Genomic DNA, 13,522 nt, shown 5'->3' with positions numbered 1-13,522 from the left:
TTTGTCATGCGCACATTGATCGTCACCGCATTCGTCTCGCTGGACGGTGTCATGGAAGGGCCGGGCGGCGAGCCCGGGTACCGCAATTCGGGGTGGACCTTCAAGGATGTCGAGTTCGACGAAGCTGCCTACGAGATCAAGGGGCGCGAGCAAGAGGAGACCACCGCACTACTGCTGGGCCGCACGTCGTACGAGGCGTTCGCTCCGATCTGGCCGACCATGGACGAGTTCGCCGAGTACAACGCGATGCCCCGATACGTCGTCTCCACAACACTCCAGAAGGACGACTCACGCTGGCCGGCGACGATCCTTCGGTCGGTGGATGACGTCGCGGCACTCAAAGAGACCGATGGTGGCCCGATCGCCGTGCACGGCAGTGCAACCCTCGGGCGCAGCCTCGCCGACGCCGGCCTCGTGGATCGCTATCACCTTCTGGTGTTCCCACTCCTTCTCGGCGCCGGCAAGCGCCTGTTCAGTGAGTCGGACAAAGACACCACCAAGCTCAACCTGGTCGAGCACGAGGTGTACGGCAACGGCATCCAGAAACAGATCTTCGACGTGGTGCGGTAGGTCGAGCCGATAACGGTTCTAGCGCAACGCCGTTCGTAGCATGCGCAACTCTGCTGCGGGCTGTAGCGCAATCACACGCAGGGCTTTTGTTCGCCTGCAGGCGTTGCAACACCTGCAGATGAACGCAAAGCCTGCAAGGAAGCCAGAGCCTATCGAACTCGAACACATGTTCGACAATGTCGGATTCTGTTGGTAGGCTTGGCGCAAGGGGTTCGAGGGCTGGGGGGCTTGTCGATGAGTGATTCGGTGACGGTGAATCCACCGCCAATGCCGGTGTTGGTGGGGTTGTATCGCGATCTTGATGCGGTGTTGCAGCGGATTGCTGGTGCGTCCGCAGCTGATGTTGATGATGTGCAGGTTGCTGAGTTGGTGCGGGTGAACGAGAGAGTTGTTCGGGCACTTGCGTTCAGGGCCTCAAGCGGTTGCAGGAGGTGAATGATCGGGGTTTGTTTCGTAAGGCTGGTCATTCGACGTTGCACCGGTTTGTGATGAGTGAGCTGCGCGTGTCTCGCGGTGATGCCTCCTCACGGTTGAAAGCACTCGATGCCGCCAGCGAGTTGTTGTCGATGCACGGGCAGCCGTTGCCACCGAAATGTCCGGCTGCAGCCGAAGCGTTGGCCGACGGTGTTATTGGGTTGGCGCACATGGACGTGATGCTCAAAGTCCGCGACAAAATCCCACACAAGTCAGCGCCAGAAGTGTACGACGTGGTCGATGCCTGGATGACCGACAACGCCCGCACCCTGGGCCCCACCGAACTCGAAGTCTGCGGACGAGAAGTGTTGGCCCGGGTGGACCCGGACGGGACACTCACCGACGACGCCGACCGCAGACGCAACCGGGGTTTGTCCGACGGTGCCCAAGGGTTGGACATGATGGCCAAGCTCACCGGCAACCTTGATCCGGCGACGTTGGCACTGTTTCGGACGGTGATGGATGTGTGGGCAGCACCAGGAATGAACAATCCTGATGACCCCAATTCACCCGTCGGTGCTATTGACGATCCGCGCATGGATCCCGCGATCATCGAGGCTGCCGCGGGGCGTGACACCCGTTCCCGTGCTCAACGGCAGCACGATGCGTTCAAAGCGATCTTGAAGACCATTCTGGAGTACAAACTGCTCGGTTCCTCCCATCGTGGGCTGCCGGTGCAGGTGATGGTCACCATGACCAAACAGCAGCTTGATGAGGCTGCAGGGATCGCCCACACCGCGTCGGGGGTGGATGTACCCGTGAAGGATGCGTTGGAGTTGGCGGCTCGCTCGGATTGGTCGTTGGCGGTGTTCGCCAACCACTCCGCCGACGTCCTCTACTTCGCCCGCGCCAAACGCACCGCCCAACAAGGCCAACGGATGGCGCTGTTCGCCAAAGACCGAGGCTGTACCAGTCCGGGTTGTCGTAACCCGATCTCGTGGACCGAGATCCATCACACCACTGCCTGGGCTGACGGCGGTTTCACTGACATCGACGAACTGGCCCCGGCCTGCATCCCGCACCACGCGATGATCGGACCCGGCGAGGATCAATGGCAAACCATCATGCTCCGCGACGGCCCCGATGCCGGCCGCGTCGCGTGGATTCCACCCACATACATCGACCCGGACCAACAACCAAGAATCAACCGAGCCCACCACACCGACCACACCATCGAAGCGGCATGGCAAAAGATCATCGCCGAACGCCAAGCGGCACTCGACTAACGCGAGCAACGCATGCAACAGCAACAACGACAGCAACGAAATGCTCCACCATTTGCGGGTTCCGAATCAGACGGCGAAGCAACGCATCTCGAATAGAAACCTCGACGAGGTCGATCCGGCCGCCCACCCGTCTCAGCAAATATGTTGCACTGCAACGCGCATCGCCGTCACGATGCTCGGAACCATTGCGGGATCGCCGGCATCGGCAATGACCCGTGCAGCGGTCGGACCGCTTGCCGCAACTACCGACAGTTGGCAGAGCTGCGGTGAGGTGTTCGCCGACCTCACCCCGGCAAGGTCAATCAGGAGGCGTGAGGAGATGCTGTCGAGCTTGGCCCTTAGATCCGACAGCGGCGGGTTCGGAATGGACAACTGCGCTTGGTCCGAGAGCGTCCATGTGGAGAAATACGCGTACTGAACACCGGTCGCCGCCTGAACCTGATCGGTGAAGAACGCGGCCACCCGCGCTCGATCCAGCCCGTGAGCGGCCGCCGAGTCCGACGCGGCCTGGACGACCGTGGCCGCACGAACAGGGTCGTTGATCGGGCTGCCGGAGTGCCACTTCGACTGCGCGACCTCATGGGCCACGATCAAACGGTCACCAATGGTGTTGACCAACCGGACGACTCGATCGTGCCCTACCGGCGTCGCATGAGCTGTCGGGCCCGCCAACACCGCACAGACTGCGGCCAACGACATCACCAGGAACGACGCAACAACTCGTACTGCCCGCATTCTTCCTCCGACCCGTCCAGCCCGATTCCATGCGACCGTACTCGCCGCGACCGGGCCGAGCGTTGCGAATTGCCGCACACCGATCCTTCAGCCGTCCGCCCGTGGACCGCACTCGCCGCACCGGGCCGCGCGACGACCGATGAGCAGTGTCAGCGTTGCGACACGAGATATGTGATCGACGTCGGGCCGCTCGGTGAGCCGGCCGTGGTCCCTATCACCACCGTGTAGCGCTTGCCGTCCTTGTCGGCTCCATACCCGACGACGGTCTGGCCACCTTCCTGCCGACGGAACTCCTCGGTGAACCCCGCGTCGGTGAGCACCTTGCCTGCGTTGTCGAAGGGATTCCCCGCGTCGGGCTTGCCGGCGACGGTGAGGTTCCAGCCCTCCTGCGCGGTCCCGCCCGCGGCGAGTATCGAACCCTCGATCAGCGGTACCGAATCCGGGAAGTCTTGCGGCAGATTCACCGACCCGACCGTGGTGGATTCAGCCTCCTCGCTGTCTCCGCCACACGCTCCCAACACCAGCGCAAGACCCGTGATCATCAGCACCAAAACCACTCGCACCCGACTCATGCGAACAGAGTAGGGGGTGGGGTCCGGTTGTGCCCGATCGGCTGCGATCTTGTCGTGAACACCAACTTGTCCGTTCTGCGGTGACCAGCAGCGAGAGGCCGCCTCGGCGGCCGCCTCATCCCCGAATACGGCACCTAGCAGCAGCAACGGTAGACTGGGTGACAACAAACCGGAGCTAATCCGTCTTCGGTGAACGGTCGCAGGCATTGTTCGGTGTGCCTGTCCCCGTTGTCACGACCCACCCGACACCCCGCCCATTCGATCGACGGAGTGCCTCTTGATCGCAGTCTTGGCCGCCTTGGCCATCACGGCTGTGCTGGCCCCTGCGATCATCACCGCCCTGGGCAGGCGCGGCTTCTACCTCCTCGCGCTCGCCCCGCTGGGCGGCCTGGTGTGGGTGGTGCTCAATTGGCCCGACGACGAGCACGGCGTCCGCACGGAATCCTTCAGCTGGGTCCCTGCCCTGCAGATGAACATCGACTTCCGCTTCGACACGCTCGCGGCCGTCATGTCTGTTCTGGTGCTCGGGGTCGGAGCCCTGGTGCTCTGTTACTGCGCCGAGTACTTCAGTGAGGTGCGACGTCGGGTCGCCGGCTTCGCGGCCGAGATGGTGGCCTTCGCCGGCGCGATGTTCGGGCTGGTCATCAGCGACAACATGCTCGTGCTCTACATCTTCTGGGAACTGACCACGGTGCTGTCGTTCCTGCTGGTCGGTTTCTACGCCGTCCGCGCGACGAGCCGCCGGGCCGCCACCCAGGCCCTGCTCGTGACCACGGCCGGTGGACTCGCGATGCTGGTCGGCATCGTGATGCTGGGCGAGAAAGCCGGCTCCTACCTGTTGTCGGACATCGTGGCCGACCCCCCGGTCGGGTGGACGGTCACCGTGGCCATCGTCCTGATCCTGATCGGCGCGCTCAGCAAGTCGGCGATCTTCCCGTTCCACTTCTGGCTTCCCGGTGCCATGGCGGCCCCCACCCCGGTCAGTGCCTATCTGCATGCCGCAGCCATGGTCAAGGCCGGAATCTTCTTGGTGGCCAGGCTCGCCCCGGGCTTCTCCGACCTCGTTTCCTGGGACGTCCTGGTGGTCGGGCTCGGCTGCGCCACCATGGTCCTCGGCGGATTCCGGTCGCTGCGCGAATACGACCTCAAGTTGGTGCTCGCCTTCGGAACGGTCTCGCAGCTGGGGTTCCTGATGGTGCTGGTCGGCATTGGCGACGAGGATGTCGCGATGGCGGCGATGGCGATGCTGGTGGCCCATGCGCTGTTCAAAGCGTCGCTGTTCATGGTGGTCGGCATCATCGACCACTCCACCGGTACCCGCGACCTGCGTAAACTTGCCAGACTTGGTCACAGCACCCCTGTGTTGGCGGGCATCGCCGCACTCGCGGCCGCCAGCATGGCGGGCCTCCCCCTCACCCTGGGATTCGTCGGCAAGGAGACCGCCTTCGCCGAGATCTGGGACACGGGCGCCCTGAGTGAGTGGCAGGGGCCGGTGGTGGTCCTGGTGCTGGTACTCGGATCCACTCTGACCGTCGCCTACTCGCTGCGATTCCTGTGGGGCGCATTCGGCCGCAAACGTAAGGCCGAACCCAGCCCAGCAGTGGCGCGCATGCACCGTCCGAGCGCCGCGTTCCAGGCGCCCGCGGCGATACTCGCGCTCGCCGGGGTGGTCTCCGGTCCACTCGCCGGACTCATCGGAAAGCGCGTGGAGCCCTACGCCGAAACGGTGCCCAGCTACGACGAAGGCATAGCCCACCTTTCGCTGTGGCATGGCTTTAACCTCGCCCTCGGTTTCACGGCCATCGCAGTGGTCGCGGGTACCGCACTGTTCCTCCTGGTACGCGAACTCGGCCGGCTGGGTTTTGTGCGTCCCGCGCTCGGTAACGCCGACAGGATCTACGACGCGGTGCTGCGCGGCGCGGACACCATCTCGATCAACCTGACCCGCAACACCCAGCGGGGGTCGTTGCCACTCACCCAGGGCGTCATCGTGATCACGCTGGTGCTCCTGCCCACGATCGTCCTGTTTCTCGGGCAGCGGAACAGGCTGCAGATCAACGGCTTCGAGTCTCCCGTGCAGTTCGTGATCGGCGGGATCATGGTGGCCGCGGCGATCGCCGCCACTGTCCTGCGCAACCGGCTCGCAGCCGTCCTCGTCGTCGGGGTCACCGGCTACAGCTGCGGCGTGCTGTTCGCCTTGCACGGCGCACCCGATCTCGCGCTCACCCAGTTCCTGGTGGAGACACTGACGCTGGTCATCTTCGTACTGGTCCTGCGCAAGCTCCCCGCCGAGGCGGAAAACCGCCACGCCACCGGGTTCAAGCCGTTGCGCGCACTGCTCGGCCTGGCCTTCGGCGCACTGCTCGTGGTGGTCGGCCTGTTCGCCGCCGCCGCCCGCAACACCATCCCCATGTCCACCGAGATCCCCTATGCCGCATACAAGTACGGCAATGGCTCCAACGCGGTGAACGTGCTGCTCGTGGACATCCGGGCATGGGACACCCTCGGCGAGGTCTCGGTCCTGATGGTTGCCGCGACCGGGGTTGCGTCGATGGTGTTCCGGCACCGCCGATTCGGTGCGGCGCCGCGAGTGGCCGACGCGACCAGGGCACGCACTCCCCGACCTGAAGCCGATGGCGAGCAGCTGTTCGGCGAACGCACCACGTGGTTGCGTGGCAGCGACTTCCGCGACCCACGCCATCGGTCGATGGTGCTCGAGGCCACCACACGACTGCTGTTCCCGACGATGATCGTGTTGTCGCTCTACTTCTTCTACGCCGGTCACAACGCTCCGGGCGGCGGATTCGCAGGTGGTCTGACGATGGGGCTGGCTCTGGTCCTGCGTTACCTGGCCGGTGGCCGATACGAACTCGGCGAGGCGTTGCCGATCGACGCGGGGCGCATCCTCGGCGTGGGCCTCGGCCTGTCCGCCGGTACCGCCGCCGCGTCGGTTCTGCTCGGCGCGCCTGCACTCTCGTCGGCGACCTTCGAGTTCACGCTTCCGATCTTCGGCGACGTGAAGCTGGTGACCGCCCTGTTCTTCGACCTGGGTGTCTACCTCATCGTGGTGGGCCTGGTGCTCGACGTACTGCGCAGTCTCGGGGCCCGGCTCGACGAAGACAGTCCACGGGTGCGTCGCGGCGCCGACCAGTCCGAGCCCGAGGAGGTGGCGGCACAATGACCATCAACCTCGGCCTGATGATCGTGGTCGCCCTGATGGCCGCCTGCGGCGTCTACCTGTTGCTCGAACGCAGTCTCATCCGCATGCTGCTCGGACTGCTGCTGGTGGGCAACGCGATCAACCTGATGATCGTCACCGTCTCAGGAGCCATGGGCAATCCGCCGATCATCGGCCGCACGTCAGAGGGCCGCACCGGAGACGCCGATCCGCTGGCGCAGGGCATGGTGCTCACGGCCATCGTCATCACGATGGGCATCGCTGCCTTCGTCCTGTCCTTGGCCTACCGCTCCTTCATGATCAACACCGACGACGAGGTGGACGACGACCCCGAAGACCTCAAGGTGAAGTCACAGTCGAGCGCCACCGCACCCGACCGCGATCGCAGCGACGACCCGATCACCGGTCTCGACACGTTCCGTGGCGACCTGTTCGACGACGACGGCAACCCGCTCACCGACGAACAACTGCGCGCCCGTGCCGAGTTGCATCAGACCGACCTGCTGCCCAGCCCCGACGACAGTGATGACGTCGAGCCGACCGACCGTGACGGGGATGGCCGATGACCTTGTCGCACGAGTGGTTCTCGACGCTCATCGTCGCTCCCGTCCTTGCGCCGATGATGGGCGCGGTGCTGACCCTGATCATGGGGCGGTATCCCCGGTTCCAGCGTGTGGTCACAGTCGCGGCGATCACGGTCGCGTTTGTCGCCTCGTGCCTCCTGCTCTATCTGACGAACCGCGACGGTACGTATGCCTTGCACGTCGGCGGTTGGGACTCCAAGGGCGGTGACCTCGGTCCCCTGGGCATCACCCTTGTGGCGGATCAGCTCTCGGCGTTGATGCTGGTGGTGTCCACCGCGGTGTTGCTCTGCGTCATGCTCTACGCCGTCGGGCAGGGTATCCGCGACGGCACAACCGAACAGCCGGTGTCGATCTTCTTGCCGACCTATCTGCTGCTGTGCACCGGCGTCTGCAACGCCTTCCTCGCCGGCGACCTGTTCAACCTGTACGTCTCGTTCGAGGTGCTGCTCGCCGCGAGCTTTGTGCTGCTCACACTTGGTGCCAGCGCGGACCGGGTGCGCGCCGGTGTCTCGTACGTGATGGTCTCGATGGTGTCGTCGCTGATCTTCCTGGCGGGCATCGCGTTTGCCTATGCAGCCACCGGCACGCTGAACCTCGCGGAGATGGCGGTCCGACTCGAGGATGTTCCCGACGGGACCAAAGGTGCGCTCTACGCGGTGCTGCTGGTGGCGTTCGCCATCAAGGCCGCGGTCTTCCCGCTGTCGACATGGCTGCCCGACTCCTACCCCACCGCCCCCGCCCCGGTCACCGCGGTCTTTGCCGGCCTGCTCACCAAAGTCGGTGTGTACGCAATCATCCGCGCGCACACCCTGCTGTTCCCCGGCGGCGCAATGGACCGGGTGCTCTTGGTGGCCGGACTTCTCACGATGTTGGTGGGCATCTTCGGCGCCATCGCGCAGTCCGACATCAAACGTCTGTTGTCGTTCACGCTGGTCAGCCACATCGGGTACATGATCTTCGGCATCGCTCTGTCCACCGAGTTCGGTTTGTCGGGCGCGATCTACTATGTGGCGCACCACATTTTGGTCCAGACGACGCTGTTCCTCGTGGTGGGGCTGATCGAGCGGCAGGCAGGCTCGGCGTCACTACGACGTCTCGGTGGTCTGGCGGCCAGCCCTCTGCTCGCTGCCTTGTTCCTGATCCCAGCTCTGAATCTGGGTGGCATCCCGCCCTTCTCGGGTTTCATCGGCAAGGTCGCTTTGATCGAGGCGGGTGTACAAGAGGGCAGCGTGCTGGCCTGGATCCTGGTGACCGGCTCGGTGGTGACCAGCCTGCTGACCCTCTACGTCGTCGCCCGCGTCTGGACCAAGGCGTTCTGGCGGCCGCGCGCCGATGCCCCCGACGGTGAGATGGCCGATGCGGGACCGGCGGCGCTTCTCGAGGGCTCGGCCGACGTGTCGTTCGACGACCGCGCCGACGTGGGCCGGATGCCGATCGGCATGGTGGTCCCCACCATCGCCATGGTGGCAGCCGGACTCGTGTTGACTTTGTGGGCCGGGCCGTTCTTCGAGTTCACCGAATCGGCCGCTGCCGACCTGATCGACTCCAGCATCTACCTCGACGCCGTCCTCGGCGCAGGAGGCCCCCGATGACCCACGAACCTGACCCCGGACAGCGGCCACAACCGCCGGCTCCCCGGGGCCCCATCCGGGCGCACCTGGTGAACGCCTGGCGTTACTCGGTGATCTTCGTTGCGTGGTATTCGGTGAAGGCCTTCCTCTTTCTCAAGTCTCACATCCACATCAAGCGCTGGTTCGGCGGAAATGCACGCGAGGTGGCCGTCCGGCTGTGGACGATGGCGTGGCTGACGTTCGTGTGGGTGCTGCTGTGGGGTACCTACGACATCGCAACGGTGGTCAGTGGTCTCGGTATCGCACTCCTCGTGCTGATCGCACTGCCATTGCCCCGGGTACCGGTCGAGGGCCGAATCCATCCGCTGACGATCCTCGAACTGGTGATCAGACTGGTGATCGACCTGTTCCGGTCGAGCCTGCAAGTGGCCTGGCTGTCGGTGCGCCCAGGCAAGCCGCCATTGAGCGCGGTGGTCCGGGCACGCCTGGCCATCAAATCCGACATGGTGCTGACCCTTGCGGTCGACTATCTCAATCTCGTGCCCGGCACCATGGTCGTGGAGATCGACCACAGTCGCCGTCTGCTGTACGTGCACCTCATCGACGCGAGCTCACCGGAGAAGGTGAAGGCGTTCTATGGGCAGGTCGCCACCATCGAGAGGCTGTTCATCAAAGCCTTCGAGCGTGAGAGCGAATGGCACGCCAGTCCCTACCATGGGATCGACGATGAAGTCGGTGGCCAAGACGCCCAGAATCTTCGGAGCGGAGCGAAGTCATGAACGTGGTCTGGATGATCGCCGCCGGTCTGTTGTTGGCAGCATCGGTACTCACCACCGCACGGATCCTCATCGGCCCCAACACGCTCGACCGCCTGGTCGCCCTGGACACCGGTGTCGCGATGGCGATGTGCTCGCTGGCCGTGTGGGCCGCATATTCGATGGATTCGACAGTGGTGTCCGGCCTCGTCGCCTTGTCACTGCTGAGTTTTGTGGGCACGGTTGCCGTCGCCCGATTCCGCGTACGGGACAACGAGGTTTAACGATGGTCTCCGACATCTTCGTCGCGGTGCTGGTGCTGTCCGGTTCAGGTCTGGCGTTCACCGCATCGGTGGGCATCTTGCGATTCCCTGACACGCTCACCCGCATGCACGCGGCCACCAAACCGCAAACCCTCGGTTTGCTGCTGGTCCTGATCGCGGCGATGATCCGTCTCTGGGACACCGTCGACTTCGGAATGCTGGTGCTGACCGGGATATTCGCGCTGATCACCGCACCGGTGATCGCACACCGCGTCGGCAAACTGGCGTATCAGGAGCAACGGGTGCGGGACGACCTGATCGACAGCAGCGAGCTCGAATCCCCCCGCAGCGACTGATGACGGGCGACGATCAGCTTCCCCCGACCTCTCGTGTGCGCCGCGGGAGTGAACTGGGAAAGGTTGCCGCCCATTCGGTTGCCCGGCGCGTCCGCTCGCGGGCCGCCGGGGTCGGTGCCACACCCGACGAGCGGCGCTCGCGCGCCGAACTCGATGCCCTCGCTGCCGCAGACGAACTCATCACCGTGCTCGGGTCGATGAAGGGCGCAGCGATGAAGGTCGGGCAGTTCCTGTCGATGATGGACCTGGGTATGGTGCCGGCCCACGCGCGTGACGGCTTCAACCGGAAGCTCGCCATCCTGCGCGACAACGCCCCTCAGGTCTCCTCGGAAACGATGCTCGAGGTTGTCCGAAAAGAGCTCGGCTCGAACATGTCCCACATCGAGTCGATCCATCCGAATCCCATTGCAGCCGCTTCCATCGGCCAGGTCTACCAGGCCAGATTGATCGACGGGCGCGACGTGGCCATCAAGGTGCAGTACCCGGGCATCGACCGGGTGGTCCGGGCAGACCTCAAGAACCTCGCGATGGCCCTGCGCCTCTACAAGGGTCTGCTGCCGACGGTGGACCCGCAGTCGTTTGTCCGGGAGATCTCCGGGGACATGTTGTCAGAACTGGACTATCGGGCCGAGGCGGCCAATCACCGTCGTCTCGCGGACCGCTACGCCGGGCACCCGTTCATCCAGATCCCCGATGTCGTCGAAAGTCTGTGCACATCGAAGATCCTCACCTCCGAGCTGATCACCGGGATACCGTTCGACGAGATCACCGCCCTCGACGCCGACATACGAGACCAGGTCGGCGAGGTGATCTATCGCTTCTACTGCGGCAGTATCCATACCGACGTCACCTTCTGCGGCGATCCACATCCCGGAAATGTGATGCTCGCCGACGACGGTCGGGTGGCGTTCCTCGACTTCGGATCCTGCAAGACGATGTCGGCCGATGCCCGGGACCTGGAACGTCGCGCGGTCATCGCAGCTCGCGCCGGGGATGCTGCCGAGGTGGCTCAGATCCTCCGGCAGGGACAGGTGCTGATCAGCGAGGAGTCCATCGATGACGCCGACGTGCTTTCCTATGTTCGAGACGCCACCTGGTGGCACATGGACGACGCCGAATTGACCATCACCCCGGACATCGCCAACGGCGTCATGATCTCTGCGGTGCACCCGGCCACCGAGTACGGCAGCGCGGCGCGGGAACAGCATTTCCCGGAAGACAATTTGATCGCACGCCGCGTCGAGTTCTACACCTGCGCGATGCTCGGGCAACTCCGGGCGACGGCGAACTGGTGTCGAATCGAAGCCGAATGGCTGAGCGGAGCCGAACCCGAAACCGAACTGGGTCAGATCGATCAGTGGTGGCGACGGCGAACGTTCACCGATTGAGTTCGGAGACAACCTGATCGACCACGGCCACCATGTCTCCGGTGTCGGCGAATGTACGCCGCTGCCGCTGGTACGAGCCCCCGTGGCCGGGGATGTCGGCGACCGACGCCAACTCGTCGGCGCACCCGAGGTCGACGGCGACCGGAGTGAGACGTTCGAGCATGTCGTAGAGGTCGTCCGTCACCAACCGCTCGTTGCAGTCCGAGTCGGTGATGATGATCGCGTCGAGTCCGTAACGGGCTGCGCGCCACTTGTTTTCCTGCACCAGCCAAGGCGCCATGTCGGGCAATGTCTCCCCGGCATCGAGTCGCCGATCGAGGTCCACCACCAGGCAGTGAATCAGTGCCACGAGCCCGGCCAATTCGGCGATGGTCGAGACACCGTCACACACCCGGATCTCGACGGTACCGAGGTTCGGAGAAGGCCGGATATCCCAACGGATCTCGTTGAGGTTCTCGATGATGCCCGTGGTCATCTGGTCACCGACGAACTTCTCGAACTCGTTCCACCGCTGGAACTGGAACGGAAGGCCGGCCGTGGGCAACTGCTGGAACATCATCGCCCGGTTGCTGGCGTACCCGGTGTCCTGCCCCGACCACATCGGCGATGACGCTGACAGCGCCAGCAGATGGGGATACTGGTTCAGCAACGACGACACGATCGGCAAGACCTTGTCGCGGTGGTTGATCCCGACGTGAACGTGCACACCCCAGATCAGCATCTGCCTGCCCCACCACTGGGTCCGCTCGATCAGCTCGGCGTACCGCGGCGACGGCGTCAACTGCTGGGTGGACCACAGTGCAAACGGGTGGGTTCCTGCGCCGAACAGGTCCACACCGAGATCGTCAGCAATCAGGCGCACCACCGACAGCGACTCTTCGAGATCGGCGATCGCCTCACCGGTGGTACGGCAGACACCCGTCACCAGTTCAACTGTGTTGCGCAGCAGTTCCTTGTGGATCCGATCTCCGGAGCTGGGATTGTCCAGTTCACTCACACGCTCGAACAGCTGCGCCGCAGAGTTCGACAGATCTCGCGTCTGCTTGTCGACAAGCGCGAACTCCCACTCCACGCCCAGCGTGGGCCGCGGGGAAGCGTTGAAATCGATGGAGCGAACGTTGTTTATTCTCAGCTCTTTTCGATGACGCCGCAGGCGATCCGCTTGCCCGCGTCTCCGGTGGCGAGGGTTTCCTCATCAGGGGCGGGAGCGTACTTGGTGGGGATGTTGCCGAAGTTGTCCGGCTTCTCGTGGATCATGATCGAGGTGTCGATGATGTCCTCGATGCTGAAAGCATCACTGGCAGTGGTGGTCTCGCCATTGCCGGCTTCGTCGATGAAGATCGAGACCAGGTCGCCGCTGGCCGGATGACCGGAGTGACCCTCGACCTGCAGGTGGCCACCCGCGGAGAGGAAGTCACCGGCCGCGCCCCCGGTGGGAGGCGTCGAGTTGGCTTCACACTTGCCGACCGCGTGCAGGTGCATGCCGTGAAACCCCGGGGCGAGGTTCTCGGCCTTCACACTCACGATCACCGAACCCTCCGCGGTGGTGAACGTCGCCTCGCCTGCAGGTTCGCCACTGGGGGTCTGGAGTTCGGCAGTGGCCTCGCCACCTTCGCTGGGCGCCCCGATCGCGCCCACATCCTCGGGTGCCGGGTCACCGGTGATCACACTGGGAGTGGTTCCCTTGGCGTCGGTCGGCTCTTCGTCCGGACTGCAACCCACAACCAGCAGCGCGACGGCTGCGGCGGGTGCCACCAGCGCGGCGATTCGCCGGGTGCCGGTCAAGTTCCTGAGCGAACGCTGCGCCATGGTTGAGCTCCCTTGCAGTTGGCGGTCGAGTGCAGTTCTAC

At 64.3% G+C, this 13,522-nt stretch carries 14 protein-coding genes; 10 read left to right on the top strand and 4 right to left on the bottom strand.

Annotation, left to right across the window (positions count from 1 at the left end; all coding sequences use genetic code 11):
* Nucleotides 1–6 precede the first annotated feature (6 nt).
* The 3 genes from CSW57_RS02240 to CSW57_RS02235 all read left to right on the top strand — a co-directional run bounded on the left by CSW57_RS02240 (nt 7) and on the right by CSW57_RS02235 (nt 2,270).
* Nucleotides 7–570, top strand: a complete 564-nt coding sequence (locus tag CSW57_RS02240) for a dihydrofolate reductase family protein (RefSeq protein WP_099381262.1) — start codon at nt 7–9, stop codon at nt 568–570.
* A gap of 234 nt (nt 571–804) precedes the next feature.
* Nucleotides 805–1,005 carry a hypothetical protein gene (locus CSW57_RS24225; RefSeq protein WP_143696454.1) on the top strand — a complete coding sequence of 67 codons (201 nt, stop codon included), beginning with the start codon at nt 805–807 and terminating at the stop codon, nt 1,003–1,005.
* A 53-nt stretch (nt 1,006–1,058) separates the two neighbouring features.
* On the top strand, nt 1,059–2,270 hold the full coding sequence (locus CSW57_RS02235; protein ID WP_370623880.1) for an HNH endonuclease signature motif containing protein: 1,212 nt from the start codon (nt 1,059–1,061) through the stop codon (nt 2,268–2,270).
* 132 nt (nt 2,271–2,402) lie between these two features.
* Here CSW57_RS02235 and aroQ read toward each other — a convergent pair whose 3' ends face one another.
* Nucleotides 2,403–3,005 (bottom strand): gamma subclass chorismate mutase AroQ, encoded by a 603-nt coding sequence (aroQ, locus tag CSW57_RS02230; protein ID WP_099381260.1) that lies wholly within the window; start codon nt 3,003–3,005, stop codon nt 2,403–2,405.
* A 149-nt stretch (nt 3,006–3,154) separates the two neighbouring features.
* The gene (locus tag CSW57_RS02225; RefSeq protein ID WP_143696453.1) at nt 3,155–3,577 is read right to left on the bottom strand and encodes a hypothetical protein; all 423 of its coding nucleotides are present in this window, start codon (nt 3,575–3,577) and stop codon (nt 3,155–3,157) included.
* A gap of 277 nt (nt 3,578–3,854) precedes the next feature.
* Between CSW57_RS02225 and CSW57_RS02220 the strand changes: the two genes are divergently transcribed.
* Genes CSW57_RS02220 through CSW57_RS02190 form a run of 7 tightly spaced genes read left to right on the top strand, consistent with a single transcriptional unit; the run spans nt 3,855 to nt 11,672 of the window.
* Nucleotides 3,855–6,758 carry a Na+/H+ antiporter subunit A gene (locus tag CSW57_RS02220; protein WP_099381258.1) on the top strand — a complete coding sequence of 968 codons (2,904 nt, stop codon included), beginning with the start codon at nt 3,855–3,857 and terminating at the stop codon, nt 6,756–6,758.
* Nucleotides 6,755–7,321 carry a Na(+)/H(+) antiporter subunit C gene (locus tag CSW57_RS02215; RefSeq protein WP_099381257.1) on the top strand — a complete coding sequence of 189 codons (567 nt, stop codon included), beginning with the start codon at nt 6,755–6,757 and terminating at the stop codon, nt 7,319–7,321. Before CSW57_RS02220 ends, CSW57_RS02215 begins: the two co-directional genes overlap by 4 nt.
* Nucleotides 7,318–8,931, top strand: coding sequence for a Na+/H+ antiporter subunit D (locus tag CSW57_RS02210; RefSeq protein ID WP_099381256.1), 1,614 nt, complete (start codon nt 7,318–7,320; stop codon nt 8,929–8,931). The genes CSW57_RS02215 and CSW57_RS02210 overlap by 4 nt, the downstream gene beginning before the upstream one ends.
* Nucleotides 8,928–9,689 carry a Na+/H+ antiporter subunit E gene (locus tag CSW57_RS02205; protein ID WP_099381255.1) on the top strand — a complete coding sequence of 254 codons (762 nt, stop codon included), beginning with the start codon at nt 8,928–8,930 and terminating at the stop codon, nt 9,687–9,689. The genes CSW57_RS02210 and CSW57_RS02205 overlap by 4 nt, the downstream gene beginning before the upstream one ends.
* Nucleotides 9,686–9,949: a monovalent cation/H+ antiporter complex subunit F gene (locus tag CSW57_RS02200; protein ID WP_023955466.1), complete on the top strand. Its 264-nt coding sequence runs from the start codon at nt 9,686–9,688 to the stop codon at nt 9,947–9,949. The genes CSW57_RS02205 and CSW57_RS02200 overlap by 4 nt, the downstream gene beginning before the upstream one ends.
* A 2-nt stretch (nt 9,950–9,951) precedes the next feature.
* Complete coding sequence (gene mnhG / locus CSW57_RS02195; protein ID WP_023955468.1) at nt 9,952–10,284, top strand: monovalent cation/H(+) antiporter subunit G; 333 nt, start codon at nt 9,952–9,954, stop codon at nt 10,282–10,284.
* A complete protein-coding gene (locus tag CSW57_RS02190; RefSeq protein WP_099381254.1) occupies nt 10,284–11,672 on the top strand; it encodes an ABC1 kinase family protein in 1,389 nt (462 codons plus the stop codon). Before mnhG ends, CSW57_RS02190 begins: the two co-directional genes overlap by 1 nt.
* Here CSW57_RS02190 and CSW57_RS02185 read toward each other — a convergent pair.
* Nucleotides 11,662–12,744, bottom strand: coding sequence for a glutamate--cysteine ligase (locus CSW57_RS02185; protein ID WP_370623879.1), 1,083 nt, complete (start codon nt 12,742–12,744; stop codon nt 11,662–11,664). The genes CSW57_RS02190 and CSW57_RS02185 overlap by 11 nt on opposite strands.
* Nucleotides 12,745–12,800: 56 nt before the next feature.
* Nucleotides 12,801–13,481, bottom strand: a complete 681-nt coding sequence (gene sodC / locus CSW57_RS02180) for a superoxide dismutase[Cu-Zn] (protein ID WP_099381252.1) — start codon at nt 13,479–13,481, stop codon at nt 12,801–12,803.
* Between the last annotated feature and the right edge of the window lie 41 nt (nt 13,482–13,522).

The organism is Williamsia muralis (genome assembly GCF_002735905.1).
In the GTDB taxonomy this organism is placed as follows: domain Bacteria; phylum Actinomycetota; class Actinomycetes; order Mycobacteriales; family Mycobacteriaceae; genus Williamsia; species Williamsia muralis_A.
The sequence above is the reverse complement of the archived record's forward strand: the minus strand, read 5'-3'. Positions and strand labels throughout refer to the sequence as shown.

Excerpts from the sequence above, each read along its gene's own strand:
- CSW57_RS02240 (WP_099381262.1), top strand. The coding sequence starts at position 7 with ATGCGCACATTGATCGTCACCGCATTCGTCTCGCTGGACGGTGTCATG.
- CSW57_RS24225 (WP_143696454.1), top strand. The coding sequence starts at position 805 with ATGAGTGATTCGGTGACGGTGAATCCACCGCCAATGCCGGTGTTGGTG.
- CSW57_RS02235 (WP_370623880.1), top strand. The coding sequence starts at position 1,059 with ATGAGTGAGCTGCGCGTGTCTCGCGGTGATGCCTCCTCACGGTTGAAA.
- aroQ (WP_099381260.1), bottom strand. The coding sequence starts at position 3,005 with ATGCGGGCAGTACGAGTTGTTGCGTCGTTCCTGGTGATGTCGTTGGCC.
- CSW57_RS02225 (WP_143696453.1), bottom strand. The coding sequence starts at position 3,577 with ATGAGTCGGGTGCGAGTGGTTTTGGTGCTGATGATCACGGGTCTTGCG.
- CSW57_RS02215 (WP_099381257.1), top strand. The coding sequence starts at position 6,755 with ATGACCATCAACCTCGGCCTGATGATCGTGGTCGCCCTGATGGCCGCC.
- CSW57_RS02210 (WP_099381256.1), top strand. The coding sequence starts at position 7,318 with ATGACCTTGTCGCACGAGTGGTTCTCGACGCTCATCGTCGCTCCCGTC.
- CSW57_RS02205 (WP_099381255.1), top strand. The coding sequence starts at position 8,928 with ATGACCCACGAACCTGACCCCGGACAGCGGCCACAACCGCCGGCTCCC.
- CSW57_RS02200 (WP_023955466.1), top strand. The coding sequence starts at position 9,686 with ATGAACGTGGTCTGGATGATCGCCGCCGGTCTGTTGTTGGCAGCATCG.
- mnhG (WP_023955468.1), top strand. The coding sequence starts at position 9,952 with ATGGTCTCCGACATCTTCGTCGCGGTGCTGGTGCTGTCCGGTTCAGGT.
- CSW57_RS02190 (WP_099381254.1), top strand. The coding sequence starts at position 10,284 with ATGACGGGCGACGATCAGCTTCCCCCGACCTCTCGTGTGCGCCGCGGG.
- sodC (WP_099381252.1), bottom strand. The coding sequence starts at position 13,481 with ATGGCGCAGCGTTCGCTCAGGAACTTGACCGGCACCCGGCGAATCGCC.